The organism is Aeromonas sp. 102P, assembly GCF_051920345.1.
Classification (GTDB): Bacteria; Pseudomonadota; Gammaproteobacteria; order Enterobacterales; family Aeromonadaceae; genus Aeromonas; species Aeromonas veronii.
Genome location: NZ_JBQBCZ010000001.1, coordinates 1,929,795 through 1,947,014, shown reverse-complemented (window position 1 = coordinate 1,947,014; position 17,220 = coordinate 1,929,795). Strand labels below are relative to the sequence as shown.

The following is a 17,220-nucleotide window of genomic DNA, read 5'->3' as shown; positions in this document are numbered from 1 at the left end:
TTATGCCATGACCATCACGGACATCGATACAGCCGATCTCATATTGATAGCTATCACTACAGACCTTGGCATTGGGGAATGCGGATTGCAGTTCAGAAATAGCAGCTTTTTTTCGGCACTATCCTTTACTTGAATAAAAGCGTCTTTTGTAATGATGGAGGTTGAACCATCATCGTTATTTTTAATGACTTCATACTTTGCAACCGTCACCTTCGGGATCTTGTGCCATGTCAGACTACCATCTTGATTGACAGTGACATATTCACTGGTAAGTTCTTTAGGATCAATCAGCTCCAAGGTTACCAAATCATGTGTAGTAGAGCCTCTCGCATTGGGTGTAATGTTACCTTGGCAATAATAACTATTTCCACAATAAGCTTGGAGGGTAATACCCTTTGCCACGTTGTGGCCACCTAATGCGATACCTGCGCTATCTGCCAATTTAGCGATTGGCTCCGGGTTGAGCTCAGAGATTGCATCCATAAATACAATGCTACCACCACGATTAACATAACTAATTAAGTCGTCTACATCATCTGCAGTCAAAGTTGGACGTTGAATATCAGACAATGTTCTGACTTCTTGGCCATCACCTATACCTATAATATCATAAGACTGTAATAATAGTACGGGTAAACTAATGGGATCCAGCATTGCATAACCACCACTGCTTAACTGTGTGGTGGTTATATTAAATCGAGGGTCCACAAAGAAGGGGTACATCAATGAAGAGAGATCTATTGATTGATGGCCATGGTCAAATTTGAGGGCGCGTGCAATATTGGTGCCCAGTTTTAATGGTTGCCCTCCTCTTTGATAGTCAGAATGAAGAAAGGTAAAAAGGTTACGCATAAAGCGTTCCATATTTCCTTTATCATGCATCGGCGATTGAGTTGGATCGCTGATTGCAGTTGAACTACTGTCGTTATAGTAACATTGATTATTTTTGATACGGAGAGACTTTGATGCCCAATAACTATCAGGGCAGGATAGTACAGAAGGGTACATGACGTTCCCCATAAAGACCACTTTACCCTTACCTATCTCACCCGTACTGATCCCTGGTAAATCAAAGCTTATATTATCGGCGCTGACCAAAGAAGGCCGACTCAGTGGCAAGCGGGCCGACATACGCGGTTCTTTCAATAAATTTCCATCAAGAAGGTAAGGGGCTGCATTTGCCTGCCAAGCTTGCTCTTCACCCGCTTTAATCCAGAAATTTTTATCGCTTCGAGGCATCAATAAGGGGGAGGCTCGGTTAGAGAGCGGTAGATTACGCATCAATTGCGCATAACCGGATGCCCCATAAAAAGAGCCAATATTATGAAAGATGTGGAATTCGTCTACACCGGAATAGATCGCTGCCAACTCGGTCGTAGCTCTTGAGATCCATTCAAAGTGACAGGAGTTCGATAGAAACGGAAGCTTGTTGGTTGAGCAAGCTCTTTATCGATTTGCGCTGCCAAACCGTACTCAAACTGCGAGGTAAATTCATTTGGTGTGCTAAAGTTGGTATCTTCAAGCTTTGCACCATTGGGTAAGCCGATATTTATAATTTCATTAATGGAATTTGGATAGAGAGCAAATACTTTATGGACCTTGTCTGTAAATACCCAGCCATCTCCAGTAAAAGTGGCATAGCGTTCAGTCAGAGCCTGTATATTCTGTTTAATCAGTTTATTATCACTGACATCAGTAAGTTTATGAGTTAATTGATTACCCTGAACCTCACCAAAGACAAAGGTATCGATACCAAAGGTAATGGTTTCCCCCCACAGATGCTCCATTGCACCATCAACACCAGTCACTCCCCGTGATGATGCAGTAAAATAGGCTACACCAGAAATCGGATGGCCATTAGCGTCAGTCAAATGACTGGTGATCGATGTTTGCGCCTCAGCGGATGGCTGATAACGATAGGTAGTCTCGGCATTGGCTGAAATAAAACTGCCAGGCTTATTGAGATTGTTGCTAGCACCTGGGGTCACAGCCGGAACAACAGAGGTATCAACGTGAGAGCTCGGTCCTTTATCAACCTTATTAGTTTGTTCTTCTTGCGAGCCTGCGAGATAGATTTGGATATCCTTGTCATCAATAGGCTTGCCATAGAGAGGTTCGATCAGACTGCTGTAAGCCGCCAACAGAGTGATTTTGTTGTCCCCAGGTAACACATCAACGCTAGCAAGCAATGCTATCGCTCCTTGACGTGTTTTGTCAGTACTTAGACTCGGATTATTGATTACATCAAAGACTGTTAGCCCTTCATTTTCGCTCAACAAGTCTGGTTCAGTTGTTGCGGGAATTCAGATAATAAGTGCGACACTCATGGATGAATGGCGAGAGGTGGCCAACTGCTGATTGGTGGTACCCTTCTGCTCGCCAAAGTAAAAGCAGTATCACCATGAGCTATCAGCAGTTGACCGAGGGGCAACGATACCAGTTATCGGTGCTTCGCGCACAGGGGATGTCCATCCTTGCCACCGCACGCGCCATTGGCGTTCATCGCTCCACCCTCTACCGGGAGCTGCGTCGTAACGCCGGGCCGCAGGGCTACCAGCCAGACAATGCGCATCAGCACGCCACCCACCGACGGGCCAGTGCGGCCAAATCTCGGCTATCTGCCGATGTCATCCAGTTTGTCGAGCTGACACTCGCCTGGTGGTGGAGCCCGGAGCAGATAAGCGCGGTGGGCAAGCAGATAGGCCTCATGGTGAGTCACGAGTGGATATACCGCCATGTGGCCGCCGACAAAGCCCGGGGTGGCCAGTTGTACCGCCATCTGCGCCAGGGCCACAAGCGCTACCGCAAGGGGGCGAGCAGCCTGCGTTCTCCCATCAAGGAAGCCCGCTCTATTGATGAACGGCCGGCTATCGTCGATAGCCGGGAGCGGCTCGGTGATTGGGAGGCGGACACGGTGCTGGGCAAGCAAGGCACAGGTGCACTGGTCACCCTGGTGGAGCGCAAGAGCCGGCTCTATCTGGTCAAGCGGGTCGCGAGCAAACAGGCTGGGGTGGTGCGGGATGCGATAATCGAGATGTTAACGCCCTACATCGAGCAGGTGCATACCATCACCTTTGACAACGGCGGCGAGTTTGCCGAACACAAGGCGATAGAGGAAGCGCTGGGTGCCGAGACTTACTTTGCGCACCCTTACTCTTCGTGGGAGCGCGGTCTGAACGAGAACAGCAATGGGCTGTTGAGGCAGTTTATCCCAAAGGGAACAGACCTGAGAGAGGTCACGGACGAGGATGTCAGGAGAGCGGAGCAGTGGCTCAACCTACGACCTCGGAAATGTCTCGGATTCAGGCAGCCTGTCAAGGTATTCGAAGAGTACCGTCAGGCGGCATAGGCGAGTGTCGCACTTCGAAGTTGAATTCGCGTTGTACTGATATTAAGCAACTGTACCGCACCAAAATCACAGGTGATTGTTTCACCTAGACGATAACTAAATTGGCCAAATTCATCCAATTGTTGACCAACGCAGGTCACGTCACCCAGTACAGGCAGAGAGCCCGCACTAATACTACCTCGCAGCATGGTTGGAAATGGAACAGGATCGGGACCTTCTCCATCTCCGGTGGAGTTATCTGGCGTTGATTCTAACCCTGGTATGATCACCCCATCCGGGCCTTCTCCAGGGGTTGCTGGTTGCTCCTGCGCTACAGGTGGAAAAGTAACGCTATCCATTTCACCACGACAACCTATTAACAATAGGAACGTGAGAGATACTAATTTTAATTTACAATTCACATTAATGCCTTTAAATATATCCAAGTTTATATTTGATTGTTTTTTGAAGTTAATAACTCTTCAAGCAAACCCACTCTCATTGGCATGTATAATCCGTAACCTTGCATTAGTTTTATGTCTATTGACTTCAAATAAGCTATCTCATTTTCATGCTCAACCCCCTCCGCAACAATTTTAATGCCTATATCATCACAATATCTTTTCACTGCTAGTAGCAATGATTGCTTTTTTTTATTTGAATTTATTCCAGAGATAAGCCTTCTATCTATCTTTATACAATCAAACTCACCTGCATTAAGTGCCTCAAAAAATGAAAACCCAGCACCAAAGTCATCTAAGCTTAGTTTTATTCCCATTTTTTTTAGGTGTTCAACTGTGTTATTGAAAATTGTCGGTTCAGTAATAGGCTCACTCTCCGTCACTTCTATAATAATATAGTTAAAATATTTTTTATTATTTATAGACTCCAATGTTGCTATCAGTTGATTTCCACTCATAAGTTGTGATGGTACGACATTCAATGCAACAGGAATACTAAACCGATCTATAACTAAAGTTGACAGTGCTAGCATCCTACTAAACAAAGCATCCCATTGTTGATGGTATGCACATGCATTGATAACAAATTTTGTATCAATAGCTGGGTGACGAACTAAAGCTTCCACATATTTAATACAACTATTTTCCACATCGATTACTGGTTGATATACAGCATAGCACTGATCTAATAAATCACGTAATTCTGTTATTGAAAATTGGGGAGGCTTAAATTCTGACATGTGACATGAATAATGCATGGGCTTCCGACTGCCAAGTTTTTTTGCTGTAAACATAGCCGAGTCTGCCATTTGGAATAAGTTGTCTTTCACATCAGAATCTTGAGGATATCGACAGCATCCAATCGATAATGAAAGCGGCAGTTCATGCTTACCGATTATGACTTCTTGTTGATTCAGTAAAGACAATCGAATACAGATATCTTCATAATCGCTTTGAAATGTAATGAATGAAAACTCATCGCCACCAATTCTCCCAATAAGTGAATTTTCCCCAAGTGTTATAGAAATTTTTTCCCCCACTTTGCACAAGAAAGTATCTCCAACTATATGCCCTAATGTGTCATTAATCATTTTAAACTTATTAACATCAACATAGCCTAATAAAAATTCCTTTTTACTAAAAATCGCCGCATCACATGCATTTAGAAAACCACGTCGATTAAGCAACCCTGTCAAATGGTCTGTTTCACTATCATGTAAAAGTTGTTTTACTTTTACTGCTAGAGCAGATTCCATCTTGAATTTTATTTGAATTAATATACTTAGCGCATTAAAAACAACGAGGAGCATTACCAATATATACTGTTCTGACAATGGCACTTTTCTCGTAAAAAATGAAAATGTAAATAAAGTAACACAAATTAAGTTGCACGTAAAACTTGTTTTATCGGACGGCTTAATTAATATCAAAACAGCACAAAATATTAATGCCCAATGAGTTAAATCTCTAATATCGTAAAGACTGAACCAGTTGGTAATAGTCATCAGGAATGAGGAGAATATGCTAACTGCAATTGTTGTCTTGATACAGTATAGGGAGAATTTTTTTTGTTTATCCTTTTCCGATATTAAGCGTGACCCAAAGTAGACCATAACCCAAGCGATGAGATTACAAGTGATAAACTCAATTATTAATTTTGAACTAAATAATCCTAGCAGCACAGGAATAAAAATAGCTAAAGCATCCATTATTATAGCTATAACAACACTCAACCAAAAAAAATTGATATTTCCATAATTATCTTTCTCTTTAAAAGAGAATTTATGTGATATCAAGAGATGGGCCCACCAGGATCCCCAACAAAAACAATGCTGTTTACTATATATCCTAATGTATGTAAAAAATTGCCTTTTTCGTAGGCGTAAATTATTAAGTTTACACCTGTTGTTGATAATAAAAAAACAAACCATGAGGAGGTTTTATTTTGACTATATGCTAAAATAAAGAGCAATGAGAACGCATTTGGCAACCACACCACACTATAAGTATCATTGACACTAGCCCAGAGCTGAAAAAAAATTGTACAAAAGCAAGCATACGCAAATAGCCACAATATCACCCCCCCCCCCTTTCTGGTGAAGAGAATGTAGTGGAAAAAAAACTGATTTTTTCATTTACGTTTACTCATGCGTATTAATTGGGGGCGCTCAAGATAATATCCTTTAAGAGCATAATATGGTGTTTTTTTTGAAAGTTCATACTGAGAACGGCTTTGAATTTTATCGACAATTATATTAGCACCAAATTTTTCAACCATCTCAAAGCACACATCCAAAAATCTATTGGCGTCATTAAGGTACATTGGGGGGTTTGCTAGACGAATATAGCGATATAGTCCTGAAGTGACATGGCATCGTCGAATATCTTCATATTCCCATTCATATCCGCCTAGACACGAATAAACACCATTTTCACTGAGTTGATGAATTGCATCAGTGACTCGATTGCTCGACAAAAGAAGACGTTCATGAACATCTATTATCAATTCAGAATTATGAACCCTTAAACTTTTTGCAGTTTCAATAATTGAAGGAACAATTTCATTTAATATTCTAGCCTCAACTTTAAAGAATAAAAAAGTTGGCTTTATAGCCCCATTAGAAATTAATGTTTCTATTGTTATCAATTGCTCTCGAGTAAGATTGCACAACACTTCTTGATTACATTCCGAATAAAAATGCAATGGGGAGGATGTACTAGGATGGAATGTAATTTCAGCTCCATTCTTTTCTACTCCATTAAATAATGATTGTGAATAAATTCGGTGTGAGTGAGACAGGTAAAAATTAGATCTTGGTATTTCTCCAGATAAAACATGTAGCTCCTGAGTCCTGGCCGTGTTAGTTTTCATAGTTCTACTCCATATCATTATTATATTTCATTATATATAAAATAAAGCCATCAATAAACCACAGAAAAGCACATGAACTCATATCATCTATGTGATATATTCTATTGCGGAGTCACTCAAAACCAGAAGGCGGACGTATGAAGTCATTTAACATCAATAACTTAAGAGTAATAAAGCGCATTGCTCAAGAGCAAAACATAAGTGCTGCCGCAACTAAAATGGGAAGCTCACAAGCTAACTTTAGTCGAATTTTAAGTCATTTCGAAGAACAGTTGGGACTCAAAATATTCCATCGCTCAACTCGTTCATTAACTAAGACCGACTTTGGTAAGGTTTTATTACACCGTATAGATAATTTATTGCAATCTCATGATGATATTGTTGATTTTATTGAGAGTTATAAAAGAAATCCTTATGGGAATATAAAACTAGCAGCACCAGCAATTGCGATCTCATTTTTTACTCGACACATAATGCCATCAATTGCGATTGAACATCCAGACATATCAATATCTTTTATTACAGTAAATTCCGCTTCATTATTATTTAATGATTCTTGTGGACTTATGCCTTCAGACTGGGACATTTATTTCTCGCTACATCAGCCAAAAGACGAAACCCTTGTCGCCCGCCCAGTCTCAATGTTTAGCATGGGAATGTTTGCTAGCCCTAAATATCTTGCATCACATCCAATTGAACATCCACAAGACCTGATATCACATAAATGTATATTATTGGAAATATTAGGGCGCCAAGAAAACATCTGGAGATATAGAGACCCACTTACCAATGATATTCTAAGTATATTAGTGACAGGGAGTTATACTTGTGATCAGATACAACCTGCAATTGAGTTGGCACGTAACGGACTTGGTGTTTTACATGCACCATTATATTCAGTCATGGATGAACTTGATGCTGGAGCATTAATTCCATGTTTTAGTGGGAGATATCATGTTGAGCATCCTCATTACTTAATTTACCGTAAGAGAAACTACCAACCGCATAGAATCAATGTAGTTATTGACTCTATTATCAATTTTTTTGATAAAAAAACTTCTTATTAAGATAACTTCGTTATTGTCGGCCGTTGAAATTAGCACCGCGGCGGTTTGAGAGCCGGCGCCAAATTACTCGCGCAGACGCCGGGCATGTTGATGGGCCAAGGGATCCAACATTCCATAGAGCTTTTCAACTTCGTCTGCCGATAGCAACCAGCGCTTGACCAGCAGGCACAAGGTCGTTGTTAAGGTATGCAGGAGTTCAGTAATACCCAAGACCTTTCTCGTACGTATCCCTTTGCACAGTCAGCGGGCTTGCTTTTCCAGAGTCATTCACGAATATCCTGGGGGGTATGCTCTGAGTTGATTCATTGCCAGCGCGTTGGCTTTGACGGGGCGTTAATGGGATGGTCGCCCCTACCAAAACGACATCTGAAATGCCAAAGTGGCGAATGTAAGTTCCCACTGATGAGAGAGGCGACCACCATGAAGGCTACGACTATCGGCATCGATCTGGCAAAACATATCTTCCAATTACATAGCGTTGATCAACATGGTAAGACGGTCCTCAAGCGACAGTTGAAGCGGGATCAGATTCTCTCATTCTTTAGCAATCTTCCTCCTAGCCTGATCGGCATGGAGGCAGTGCCCATTACTGGACCAATAAACTTCAAGGAATTGGGCATACCGTCAAACTGATGACGCCGCAGTTCGTGAAGACCAAAAAGAACGATGCTGCGGATGCAGTAACTATCTGCGAAGCCGTGACCCGACCCAATATGCGGTTTGTGCCAATAAAAATGGCGAGCAGTTAGCCGTGTTGTCGCTACATCGCACAAGGCAAGGGTTCGTCAAAGCCAGAACGGCACAAGCAAATCAGGGGGCTGCTGGCTGAACAAGGCATTATTGTCCCTAAAGGTATTGCACACATTAACCCGCGATTAGCCGAGATCCTGGAGGACGCAGAGAACGACCTACCCGGAACTTATCGTCAATTAATTGAGCGTTTAGGGGAACACCTCAAAGAACTCACCAAGCAGGTGAATGAACTGGAAGAACAGATCTGGTGTTGGCGCAAAGGAAAACTCGGCAAGCTAGAAGCTGGCTAAAATGCCGGGTATCGGTCCGCTCACCGCCAGCGCGCTGGTTGCTACCATCGGCGATGCCAAACAGTTTCAGAACGGCCGGCAGTTGGCAGCCTGGCTGGGGGGGGGGCCCAAGCAACATTCCAGCGGTGGCAAGCCAACACTGCTGGGGATCAGCAAGCGCGGCGATACTTATCTGCGCACCCTACTAATCCATGGCGCCCGCGCGGTGCTGCGGGTGGTGAAGAGCAAGGCACAACACGCAGGTAGTTGGCTGGAGGGGGTTATGGCGCGGCGCAATCATAATGTGGCGGCGGTAGCACAGGCCAATAAGACGGCCCGCATCGTCTGGACTCTACTAGCCAATGATCGAGAATTTGATGCGCAATACGGCACAGGTACAATCCTAGGCTGTGTTCTTAAAGTGATGAATATATAATCTCAAATATTCTCAACAGCTTAAGACCTATGCAGTGTCCCGTCGTTACTAGTTGACCGATGCACAATGGGGGCTTATCGAGCCCCTTTTTCTATGCCGCGCATAAGCGGACGCCCTACTCGTGAGCCATGCCAAGTGCTTGATGGCATTCTCTGGATTCTTCATACCGGCGCACCTTGGCGAGATCTGCCAGAACGTTTCGGCCCATGGAGCTCGGTCTACAACACCTTTCGACGTTGGCTGAGTACAGGTCGTATCGATGCCATCCTTGCTGCGTTGCAACTGCATCTCAATGATGCGTATTCCGGCGAAGTTGAACAGCCATTCCGGCCAACGTGAACACCCTGATCCTTAACGCGCTCACGTCATCCCGTTTCTAACTCGACTGTTCAGATTGGGTCAACTCACTTCTCCTCTTTCTCATCGATTCTCCCTTCAGTGACAGCCGGTGAGCGTTGTGCATCAGCCGGTCCAGGATCGCATCTGCCAAGGTGTTGTCACCCAAGCTCGCGTACCACTCTTCAGTTGGCAGCTGACTGACTACTACCGTCGAGTATTTCCCGTACCGATCATCCATGATCTCCAGCAGGGCGTTGCGCTGCTCGGCATTCACCGCTTCCAGTCCCCAGTCATCGAGGACCAGTAGCTCTATCCTGGCCAGTTGACCCAGCAGTCTGGCGTAACTGCCATCTACCTTGGCCTGGCTCAGTTCAAGCAGCAGACGTGGCAGCCGGTAGTAACGAGTGCTATGCCCTTGCTGACAGGCTTGGTAGCCCAGCGCACAAGCCAGGTAGGTTTTTCCACAGCCACAGGGGCCGGTAATGAGCAGGTTCTGGCCTCGGCGCTGCCACTCTCCTTGGGCCAGGTTTGCAACCTGTGACCGCTCCAGGTTGCGTGCAGACTGGTAGTCCACCTCTTGCACCGTGGCTTGGAGTTTGAGCCGCGCCTGCTTGACTAGCCGAGCTTGTTTACGTTGCTCCCGGCTCAGTTGTTCGTGTTCGACCAGCAGGCTTAGACGCTCGATGAAGGGCAGCCCTTCGTAGGTACTGGCCTGTTCCAGTTGTTGTTGCACTGCATCCGCCATGCCGGTCAGTTTCAGGTTTCTCAGGCGGGTCAGGGTTTGTTGGGTCATGGGGCGTATCCTCTTTAGTGGAAGCTCTGGGGGCCACGGATGTTCTCGTGCTCTTGCGGTAACTCTGGGTAGCTCAGCGGGCTTTCGGGCAGTTGGTCGCGGCCACTGGTCAGCACCGACTTGAGCTGTTTGAGTCGCACCAGTCCTTCCCGATTAGCCAACTGACAGCAGGCCTCGACCCGTGATGGCGGATACTCCCGGCTAAGACTCAGTAGCCCCAGGCAGAGTCGGTATGCCTGCTCGACATGGGCTTTCTCTTCCAGCCGTTCGCTCACCCAGCACAAGGTGCCCGGTCCGATATCAGCAGCCCACTGCTTGAGACGGCCTGGCGTCCAGCGTTGCTGCTTGCTGTGGCGTTCCGGCATGTGCTCCGGGATCGTGCTCATCCCCGGGATGGTTTTACGCGGATGGCTCGCGACCAGCTGTTGCTGGTGATAGACCTGAAGCAAAGTGTCGCCAGCATGGAGCTCCAGTTGCTGGCCCACATACTGGTGTGGCACCGAGTAGTGGTGCTGCTCATAGCTGACGTGATAGTCGATGTTGACCTTGACCGTTTTGATGGCGACATAGCGATAGGGATGCACCGGCAGTGGTCCCAGCGCCGGGCGGTCCAACTGCTCAAACGCCTCGCGCCGGTTACCGGGCAGTTGCTTGAACGGGCGCTCGTTGAGTTCGTCCAGCAAGGCCCGGATGCACTGGTTGAGCTCGGCCAGCGAGAAAAAGGTCTGGTGGCGCAAGCGGGCGAGGATCCAGCGCTCGACGATCTGCACACCCACCTCAGCCTTGGCTTTATCCTTGGGCTTGTAAGGGCGAGCTGGCATCACTGCCACCTGATAGTGCTCGGCCAACTGCTGGTAGCTGGGGTTGAGCTCGGGATCGTATCGGCAAGCCTTGCTGACACCGCTTTTGAGGTTGTCGGGGATCAGCAGTGCCGGTGTACCGCCGAAAAACTCAAAGGCACGGACATGGCTTTGCAACCAGTCCGGCAGTGACTGTGACCAGGTAGCCTCGGCAAAGGTGTAGTTGGACGCACCAAGCACGGCGACAAAGATCTGGGCCTGACGGACCTCCCCCGTGGAGGGCGAGGCGATGGGCACCGTGGGCCCGCAGTAGTCGATAAAGAGCTTTTCCCCCGCCTTGTGGATCTGGCGCATGGAGCGCTTTTGCAACTGACACCAGGATTTGTAACGGTCGCAGAACTGGGAGTAGCTGTAACAGCTGTTGGGATAGCGCTGGGTGTACTCCTCCCAGAGCAGTTGTTTGGAGACCCCCTTACGCTTGAGCTCCTGATGGACAGAGGGCCAATCCGGTACAACATGGCGGGCCGAGATGGTGGTATCGGCCTGCGGATAGAACAGGGCCGCCAGTTGGCCATCATCAAGCTGGCTAGGTAAGGGCCAGGTCAGGCCGAGCGTCTGGGCACTTTTGAGGAGTTTCTGGATGGAGCCAACGCTGACCTTGGTGCAGCAACTTATCTGGCGAACAGAGAGGTCAGCTTCCAGCCGCAGTCGCAGCACTTCACGAATTTTACGCATTGCAATCCTCTTGGCAGACATAGGCTCTTCCCTGGCAAAAGGGAGAGCGTATCAAAGGTTGTTAAATCAATGCGTTAAGGATGATTCCGGTGAATGTGAACAGTGATTCCGGGATGTTGAACACTGTTTCCGGAAAGGAGGAGCAAAGTGTTCAGGTTGAGCCGGAATGAGCGTTCACATTGGTCCGGAAATGGTGTTCACGTTGAACCGGAATCGGTGTTCATGATCGGCCGGAATATGCACAACCCCCATCAAGCTCAATCTGATTGGAGAATTTCCTATTCATGTACTCGATGAACAGCTGCAAGGCGTCATGCGTCAGATCCAACAGCAGACGCAAGCTCCCCTTGGGCTGATTGCCTCGTCCGTACTCAGTGCAATGGGACTGGCTTGCCAAGATCTGGTGGATGTCAGTCCTAAAGCAGGCCTTATTCACCCAGTCTCCCTGTTTTTTATTACAAAGGCTGACTCGGGTGAACGAAAAACAGCGGTTGACGAGCTGGTGATGAAGCCTTTTCGCAAACTGGAACTAATGGCAGAACAGCAATATCGTGATGCGCATTCACAATACACGATCGAGCTTAGTGTTTGGGAAGAAGAGCAAAAGGCATGCAAGAAGGCGTTGCATAAAGCGATTCTGGCGAAAGAAGACGCCTCGCTTGAAAAACAGGCATTAAGAGATGTGGAGGCGGCAAAGCCTTCACTTCCATCGAATAAGAAGTGGCTTCTGAATGATGTGACGAGTGCAGCCATCAAACATGCCATTAGCGCCTATGGTCACACTATTGGTGTCTTCTCGGATGAGTCCGCACATCTTTTTGCCAGTGATTTCATGCGCGAGACCTCTGTACTGAACTCTTTGTGGGGGGCAAAACCAATTTCGGCTCTGCGAGTATCTACTCAGGGGGAGACAACGATCGGGGATTACCGATTTAGCCTTTCCCTGATGGTCCAGGGGCCGCTCTTTGAACGGTTCCTTGAGCGTCAAGGTGAGCAGGCTCGCGGGTCGGGTTTTTTCGCGCGTTGTTTGTTGTCTGAGCCCCATTCAACCCAGGGATCTCGATTTATCGGTGATGAGTTGTCGCCAGGTGGTGTCAATGCCATCTATCTGAACAACTTCATACCTGACTGTAGAAAAACTGCTGAAGGCATCCCAGATGCGTCGTGAATTGAGTAAGCCCAGAGTGTGCTTGACACTTTCGCCAGAAGCTCGTGCTCGCTGGTTCGCAATGGCAAATAACGTTGAAAGCAACATTGGTCCCTTCGGTGAATGGCGTGAGTACCGGGATTTTGCTTCTAAATTCATGGAGCATGCTTCAAGAATTGCCGCAGTCTTGCACTGCTTTACTGAACGTAGTCGAGTCATCTCTGATGTGAGCATGCATGCAGCAATAGTTATTGTTGATTGGTACTTCCAACATTTCATTCAACAATTTAAAGAACGTACAGTTCCAGATGACATGCGCGAGGCGAATGAGCTGGATCGTTGGCTGGAAAGCAATCTGCATCGTAGCAATAATGGTACATTCAAGAAAAATGATATTCGCAAGTTTGGTCCGAACTGTATCCGTAACAAAGGAAAGTTGGAACGGGCACTGAATGCACTTGTTAATCGCATGGCAGTGACCCTGTACCAATTTAATTGCACGAGTTATGTCAACTATTACCTGCCAGGGCAAAGACGGTTACTTGTGTAACAGCAAGTATTTTAATACGTGGCATCTGACACATTTCATATGTAGCTATAGAGTTGCTTATATAGCAATAAGCATATTCATAGCCAGCGGAGACAATGTCAAGCGTCTACATAGCTAGCAGTGACTCACAAGAACCACTCTGGGTTAGATGATTGCGTGAGTGCAGAGAAGGGGGTGATAGACACTAACTATACAAATCAAAAATAACTCTCACAGAGCATTTTCTCTGGTGAAATTAAGGTGTATTTGAATGTTTTATTCAAAATAATCTGGCGCCATTGAATCATGAATATTGGTTTTTAATGTTATTTGTTTCTACCCTAACTCATTGCTTAATAGAAATATAAACAACCACCTGACTGGTTATCCAATCATTAATGATAGTTTCGAGTACAGGCGTAATCAACAAGATGAAGCCTGTAACCAGATTTACGAGTAGGACATGACTACATGTCCTCGCTCATCAGTAACATCAAAATATGGAACTAGGAATTAGCATGCCTAAGTATAACCACATTGATATCGATGCTATCCCAATACAGCATAAAACAGCGAAGGGATTATGTGTGAAAAACGCAATTCCTATAACAAGAGCGTTGCGTGAAATGCTGGCTCAATCTGTTCATTATCAGCAGTTATTCAAATTTATCGACAAACTGGAACAGATGGATATCTACCCTACTCTATTTTCAGCTGAAATTCTGGGGTGGATGTACCCTCTGACTAATGAGGGGAGAGAACTATCAGACATAGTCACGCTTGCTATGCAGATATACAAGCATCAGGAGTGTTTTAATTTGCATCCCAAGTTGGCTTGCTTGTGTAATTTCGTCGTTAAGCATCAACTTCGTGAGATGATCATGAATGGTGGTGCCTGCCCAGATACGCAAGATAGTCTGGACTTCAGGTATCAGCAGTTGATGTCGGAATTGAAGTCAGAAGCCATTCAGGGCAAGTGCTACGCCTTCATGAAGGGAGCGCAAAGGAATACATCATCACTACGTCGCTACGTGAATGGGTTGTTTGTGCGATATGCTCGTCTTTTGGTACTGCGGGTTGATTTGTACTACCAAGCGGAGTTCTTGGATGAGCTTTCTATTGAAGAGATCATCAAGCACAAAAATGCGCTGTTTAAAAATCGTCGCAAGGGGGCATTGGCTGCCAATTGGGTGGGGTATGTTTGTCGTTTGGAGTTTGCACCTCAAACAGGCTTTCATTTTCACTTGGCAATTTTTATGAACGGTGCTCACTTCCAGCGTGATGTTTACTACGCAGCGGCCATCATTAAGGAATGGTTGCGTATCACGGGTAACCGGGGCAGAGGGCATAATTGCAATCAGAAAAAGGCTGAGTATCGGGAGTGCGGGATTGGCATGGTTGGGCATGCCGACAAGACGAAACGAGGCTATTTACAAAAAGCCCTTGCTTATCTGACCAAATCAGAGCCTGCCGCCAGGCTGAAGCTCAAGGAGCACCGCACCTTCTTCAAAGGCAACTTGCCCAAGCACGTTACAGCACGAGGTAGGCCTCGATTGAAAAAGCAAGAGTGCTAGACCCATCACCTAGCGTACAAATCAACCCATACACCTTTTTAGGTCATACAGTCGACACCATGGTATGAGGTGTTCAATAATAATATTACATCTGGACACAGTGTGTTCAGCTTTTGGTAAGCTGGTAAGCCTAACATGGCTGATGTATCGACCATCAGTTACTCTGCAAACCATCCTCCAGAAGGAACAAACAACACCGTGAATCAAATGTCCTACCTACTAATGCTCCTCTGCCTAATGACCACTCCAGCTTTTGCTGCCTCTACATTTAGCTTTGAACGGTATGATGTGAAAAGCAACCAGCTTTATATGTATCTAGTGAGTCCGACCACGCAGGCGGATGTTTTGTTGCAGGTTGGTGAAGAGATACGCAGCCTGAAGAACGCCAAGTTGGAAGGCCTATTCATGCTCAATGTTCAGGTTCCTTGTGAGCAATTGGCTGCTGGCGCGACGCTTTATTGGGCGACCGGACGTTCGTTGTTACATGCCCCAATTCCTCCCCAGAGCTGCCAACTTCCCCGTGAGGTTATCCCTATCACCGTCTTTGACAAACAAGGCGAGTGTTGGCTGGATATCGGTGGTAATACCTTGTGGCGAGCCGCGATCGAGATGAGTAAGCTAAACAAAGCGACCGTTTACCAGAATATGTATGCCCTTTTTCTGGCTAATCGCACAGCCTTCTCCGGTGAAGACATCAACCGCCTTAAAAACCCTTTGCTGCGATGCCCACCAGATCAACTGATTGAGCAAATTTCCCCTCAAGATGCCCATCGCTTGTTTAAGGAGATGTTGGAGTTTAAAAAGCAATCCTAGGTAGAGGATACATTTGTGGGATGATCCTTGGCTGTCTGTGTAGCCTGATAAATCGCAATGTACATGCCAATGTAAATGGGACCCACCTGGGGTAAAACTGGTAGCTACAACGGCCAAGTGGGAGAAGTGATGGCGTATGTTAGCGCCATAAACAAGCTGAATACCCTTGGTCTACCTGTCAGAAAGCCCCGAGTCTAGCGGTAACCAGGAGCTGGGGAAGTCATGACTTGTTCGTTGATTTGGGCAATAATGTCGCATTCATTACAACTTTGATATATTTCATATGCATTAAAAAGGATGCAATTACTCATTAATTTATGATTAAATAGCGATGAGTTTATTTGCTTCCATATGAGAAATGGACGGCAAATAGTTACCTAAATAAAGATAAAGGTGAGCAAAAAAGGTTTATATGATGAAAAAAACTTCTAAATAGCTGTTCAGAATAGTATAACAGTGCACTCGTACAGCTTCTACAAATGACATGGAACACGCATCGGGCGCTAAGCCTTGTCACTTCAGGCTTGCTCCCCAGATTGCACAAATACCTTACGCCACAAGGCTTCCGGCCAGATGTAGCACTATTAGGAACAGTTGTTTATATAGTAACAGGTGATTTATGAAGAAGGTTATTTTTAATTTTATTCTATTTTTCTCTGCAAACGGTTTTGCGACAGAGTTTTCAAATAGTCAGACGCTCGATACAGGCGCTCTTGTTGGGCCTGATTCTCGCATGAATTGTGATGTCATGGAGGTTCCAGCCTGTAAACCGCCAGCTCCACATGAAGGTATGTATGATACAACTTCGAATGCGTTGCCGACTAAGTTGATTATGAAGAATAAAGGCGCATATAACGTACGATACACGGTTGTATATCGTGATTATAATGGGGGGCCTCGGAGGGAGTTTAAGAGCGCTTCTTTACCTATAGGTCAGACCTATAGTATTACAATGCCAGGCAGAGCATATTACGCCTATATTAGGGCAGAATATCACAATGGATTTTGGTGGTCAAAATTGTACCAACGTGGGGTGTGCTATTTCAACAATAAATGGACATCTTATGATGATACAATGAACATTTTTCAAATTGACAACTGGGGCGCAACCATTAGTCCGAAATGGAACGCCATACAACCCCAAAATACATATTATAATGGGGTTGCTGAATATTTAGGTTGCGCTGGTAGTAATTAAAAGTAAGTCTGTGGGGGTTTAACTAAATAGCGGCGTTGTTTCCCAAATAAACCATCAAGCCTTAACCATCCCCTCATATGAGCGAGGCGTGGCGCGGCTTCTGAGG

General features: G+C 45.8%; 14 protein-coding genes and 3 pseudogenes. 10 read left to right on the top strand and 7 right to left on the bottom strand.

The window, feature by feature from the left end:
* Nucleotides 1–1,368 carry a DUF4092 domain-containing protein gene (locus ACTG1K_RS09400; protein ID WP_440005165.1) on the bottom strand — a complete coding sequence of 456 codons (1,368 nt, stop codon included), beginning with the start codon at nucleotides 1,366–1,368 and terminating at the stop codon, nucleotides 1–3.
* A complete protein-coding gene (locus ACTG1K_RS09395) occupies nucleotides 1,344–2,276 on the bottom strand; it encodes a hypothetical protein (protein WP_440005164.1) in 933 nt (310 codons plus the stop codon). The genes ACTG1K_RS09400 and ACTG1K_RS09395 overlap by 25 nt, the downstream gene beginning before the upstream one ends.
* A 125-nt stretch (nucleotides 2,277–2,401) precedes the next feature.
* On the opposite strand from ACTG1K_RS09395, the gene ACTG1K_RS09390 reads away from it, so the two are divergent.
* Nucleotides 2,402–3,349, top strand: coding sequence for an IS30-like element ISAs2 family transposase (locus tag ACTG1K_RS09390; protein ID WP_019706001.1), 948 nt, complete (start codon nucleotides 2,402–2,404; stop codon nucleotides 3,347–3,349).
* On the opposite strand, the gene ACTG1K_RS09385 is transcribed toward ACTG1K_RS09390, so the two are convergent.
* The 3 genes from ACTG1K_RS09385 to ACTG1K_RS09375 form a co-directional block, all read right to left on the bottom strand.
* Nucleotides 3,337–3,774: a hypothetical protein gene (locus ACTG1K_RS09385; RefSeq protein ID WP_440005163.1), complete on the bottom strand. Its 438-nt coding sequence runs from the start codon at nucleotides 3,772–3,774 to the stop codon at nucleotides 3,337–3,339. The genes ACTG1K_RS09390 and ACTG1K_RS09385 overlap by 13 nt on opposite strands.
* A gap of 2 nt (nucleotides 3,775–3,776) precedes the next feature.
* Entirely contained in the window at nucleotides 3,777–5,585 is a 1,809-nt protein-coding gene (locus ACTG1K_RS09380) for an EAL domain-containing protein (RefSeq protein ID WP_440005162.1), read from the bottom strand.
* A gap of 335 nt (nucleotides 5,586–5,920) precedes the next feature.
* Complete coding sequence (locus tag ACTG1K_RS09375) at nucleotides 5,921–6,661, bottom strand: hypothetical protein (RefSeq protein WP_440005161.1); 741 nt, start codon at nucleotides 6,659–6,661, stop codon at nucleotides 5,921–5,923.
* Nucleotides 6,662–6,798: 137 nt separating this feature from the next.
* Between ACTG1K_RS09375 and ACTG1K_RS09370 the strand changes: the two genes are divergently transcribed.
* The 3 genes and pseudogenes from ACTG1K_RS09370 to ACTG1K_RS09360 all read left to right on the top strand — a co-directional run.
* The gene (locus ACTG1K_RS09370) at nucleotides 6,799–7,728 is read left to right on the top strand and encodes a LysR family transcriptional regulator (RefSeq protein ID WP_440005160.1); all 930 of its coding nucleotides are present in this window, start codon (nucleotides 6,799–6,801) and stop codon (nucleotides 7,726–7,728) included.
* A gap of 420 nt (nucleotides 7,729–8,148) precedes the next feature.
* Nucleotides 8,149–9,186 (top strand): annotated as a pseudogene (locus ACTG1K_RS09365) (IS110 family transposase).
* Between the two features lie 52 nt (nucleotides 9,187–9,238).
* Nucleotides 9,239–9,486: pseudogene (locus ACTG1K_RS09360) on the top strand (transposase); the annotation flags it as partial.
* A 76-nt stretch (nucleotides 9,487–9,562) separates the two neighbouring features.
* Here ACTG1K_RS09360 and istB read toward each other — a convergent pair.
* A complete protein-coding gene (istB, locus tag ACTG1K_RS09355) occupies nucleotides 9,563–10,318 on the bottom strand; it encodes an IS21-like element ISAs29 family helper ATPase IstB (RefSeq protein WP_440005136.1) in 756 nt (251 codons plus the stop codon).
* Nucleotides 10,319–10,332: 14 nt separating this feature from the next.
* A complete protein-coding gene (gene istA, locus ACTG1K_RS09350) occupies nucleotides 10,333–11,874 on the bottom strand; it encodes an IS21 family transposase (protein ID WP_059296349.1) in 1,542 nt (513 codons plus the stop codon).
* Between the two features lie 292 nt (nucleotides 11,875–12,166).
* Between istA and ACTG1K_RS09345 the strand changes: the two genes are divergently transcribed.
* The 6 genes and pseudogenes from ACTG1K_RS09345 to ACTG1K_RS09320 all read left to right on the top strand — a co-directional run bounded on the left by ACTG1K_RS09345 (nucleotide 12,167) and on the right by ACTG1K_RS09320 (nucleotide 17,114).
* The gene (locus ACTG1K_RS09345; protein ID WP_440005159.1) at nucleotides 12,167–13,021 is read left to right on the top strand and encodes a DUF3987 domain-containing protein; all 855 of its coding nucleotides are present in this window, start codon (nucleotides 12,167–12,169) and stop codon (nucleotides 13,019–13,021) included.
* Nucleotides 13,011–13,550 (top strand): DUF3987 domain-containing protein, encoded by a 540-nt coding sequence (locus ACTG1K_RS09340; RefSeq protein WP_440005158.1) that lies wholly within the window; start codon nucleotides 13,011–13,013, stop codon nucleotides 13,548–13,550. The genes ACTG1K_RS09345 and ACTG1K_RS09340 overlap by 11 nt, the downstream gene beginning before the upstream one ends.
* A 497-nt stretch (nucleotides 13,551–14,047) precedes the next feature.
* Nucleotides 14,048–15,103 (top strand): hypothetical protein, encoded by a 1,056-nt coding sequence (locus ACTG1K_RS09335; RefSeq protein WP_440005157.1) that lies wholly within the window; start codon nucleotides 14,048–14,050, stop codon nucleotides 15,101–15,103.
* Between the two features lie 135 nt (nucleotides 15,104–15,238).
* Entirely contained in the window at nucleotides 15,239–15,916 is a 678-nt protein-coding gene (locus tag ACTG1K_RS09330) for a hypothetical protein (RefSeq protein ID WP_440005156.1), read from the top strand.
* Between the two features lie 102 nt (nucleotides 15,917–16,018).
* Nucleotides 16,019–16,114 (top strand): annotated as a pseudogene (locus ACTG1K_RS09325) (IS5/IS1182 family transposase); the annotation flags it as partial.
* Nucleotides 16,115–16,535: 421 nt separating this feature from the next.
* Nucleotides 16,536–17,114: a hypothetical protein gene (locus ACTG1K_RS09320; RefSeq protein WP_440005155.1), complete on the top strand. Its 579-nt coding sequence runs from the start codon at nucleotides 16,536–16,538 to the stop codon at nucleotides 17,112–17,114.
* Nucleotides 17,115–17,220 lie beyond the last annotated feature (106 nt).

Excerpts from the sequence above, each read along its gene's own strand:
- istA (WP_059296349.1), bottom strand. The coding sequence starts at position 11,874 with ATGTCTGCCAAGAGGATTGCAATGCGTAAAATTCGTGAAGTGCTGCGA.
- ACTG1K_RS09345 (WP_440005159.1), top strand. The coding sequence starts at position 12,167 with ATGCGTCAGATCCAACAGCAGACGCAAGCTCCCCTTGGGCTGATTGCC.
- ACTG1K_RS09335 (WP_440005157.1), top strand. The coding sequence starts at position 14,048 with ATGCCTAAGTATAACCACATTGATATCGATGCTATCCCAATACAGCAT.
- istB (WP_440005136.1), bottom strand. The coding sequence starts at position 10,318 with ATGACCCAACAAACCCTGACCCGCCTGAGAAACCTGAAACTGACCGGC.
- ACTG1K_RS09370 (WP_440005160.1), top strand. The coding sequence starts at position 6,799 with ATGAAGTCATTTAACATCAATAACTTAAGAGTAATAAAGCGCATTGCT.
- ACTG1K_RS09390 (WP_019706001.1), top strand. The coding sequence starts at position 2,402 with ATGAGCTATCAGCAGTTGACCGAGGGGCAACGATACCAGTTATCGGTG.
- ACTG1K_RS09375 (WP_440005161.1), bottom strand. The coding sequence starts at position 6,661 with ATGAAAACTAACACGGCCAGGACTCAGGAGCTACATGTTTTATCTGGA.
- ACTG1K_RS09320 (WP_440005155.1), top strand. The coding sequence starts at position 16,536 with ATGAAGAAGGTTATTTTTAATTTTATTCTATTTTTCTCTGCAAACGGT.
- ACTG1K_RS09340 (WP_440005158.1), top strand. The coding sequence starts at position 13,011 with ATGCGTCGTGAATTGAGTAAGCCCAGAGTGTGCTTGACACTTTCGCCA.
- ACTG1K_RS09330 (WP_440005156.1), top strand. The coding sequence starts at position 15,239 with ATGGCTGATGTATCGACCATCAGTTACTCTGCAAACCATCCTCCAGAA.